The sequence below is a fragment of the Mesorhizobium sp. M7A.F.Ca.CA.004.12.1.1 genome (assembly GCF_003997835.1).
Classification (GTDB): Bacteria; Pseudomonadota; Alphaproteobacteria; order Rhizobiales; family Rhizobiaceae; genus Mesorhizobium.
In genome coordinates this window covers 1-1,372 of sequence record NZ_RZRK01001167.1, presented here as the reverse complement: position 1 = coordinate 1,372, position 1,372 = coordinate 1, and the positions used below count along the sequence as shown (strand labels likewise).

The window sequence follows — 1,372 nt, the reverse complement described above, 5'->3', positions numbered from 1 at the left end:
ACTGTAAAGAGAATGAAGACGATGTATTTCATGTGTTCCAAGCCACCCCCTCGCGATTCCTACTACAAACCCGCAAACATTTGGTGAAGTCCCAACAATATTTTGAGTAAATCGCGTTATTAAGCATCGATTAACCGGGAATTATTCGAGTTTTATCTATTCGGCCGCCTCGACCGAGCCTCGTCGCGCATCCAACCTCTTCGCGGTGCGCGCCCAGAAGTCAGACATGAAGGCGTGGTCGCGGAGCGCTTCCAGCCGCCGCCATTCGGGAAAGGACGAGGCGAATATCTCGGCGGCCATGCGGGCGTCCTTATATGGATTGACCGCGCCGCCGGCCTCGACCGTGATGCGGTCGAGTTCCCGCAGCAATGTCAGTGTCGCGGCACCCCTGTTGGGGAAATCCAGTGTCAGCGTGTAGCCGGAACGCGGAAACGACAGCAGCGCCGGCGAGCGGATGGAGCCAAAGCGTTTCAGCACCGTGAGGAACGAGCCCTGCCCGGCTTGCCTTGCAGCCGCCAGCAATGCCGGCACGGCCTCGCGCGCCGTCTCTTCCGGCACCACGCTCTGGTGCTGGAAAAGCCCTTTCGGCCCATAAAGCCGGTTCCAGTCGCGCACGCCGTCGAGCGGGAAGAAGAAGCCCTGATATCCGGCCTGGCGCTGCACGGTTGCCCGGCTCTTCCTCCACCTGTAGGCAGCGTTGAAGGCGGTCAGGAACGGCCGGTTGAGCACATTGAACGGCGGCTGGACCGGCACCGAGAAAGTGCCGCCGACGCGCGAGGCGGCATGCGAGCCGTGCTCGGCGTGATTGCCCGACAACAGCAGGCCGCGACCGCTGTTGCGGCCGCCGGCCAATTGGTCGATCCAGGCGACCGCATATTCATTGGCCTGATCGGCCGCCTCGGCCAGGCCGAAGAATTCGCAGAGATCGCGAAACGGGGTCGCCTTTTCGACGATGTCGAGCGAATGCACCCGCATCAGCCGGATCGAGGCCGACAGGATGAGGCCGGTCAGCCCCATGCCGCCGATCGTTGCCGCAAACAGCCGCGCATTGTCCGATGCCGAGCAGCGGTGGGTCTTTCCGTCGGACCTGAGCAGCGTGAAGCTCTCGACATGGCAGCCGAATGTCCCGCGCCGATGATGGTTCTTGCCATGCACGTCGTTTGCGATGGCGCCACCCAGCGTGACGAATTGGGTGCCGGGCACAACCGCCGGGAAGAAGCCGTGTGGGGCAGCGTGGGCGATGATGTCGGACAACAGCACGCCGGCATCCGCCTCGAGAACACCGGTTTCGGCGTTGAAGGCACGAATCCGGTTCAGCGAGCGCATGTCGACGACCGCGCCGGCCGCGTTCTGGCAGGAATCGCCGTAGGAG

General features: G+C 62.9%; 1 protein-coding gene. It reads right to left on the bottom strand.

Annotation, left to right across the window (positions count from 1 at the left end; all coding sequences use genetic code 11):
- Positions 1–156: 156 nt before the first annotated feature.
- On the bottom strand, positions 157–1,372 hold a 1,216-nt coding region (locus EN984_RS34755; protein ID WP_164765929.1), incomplete at its 5' end, for an FAD-binding oxidoreductase.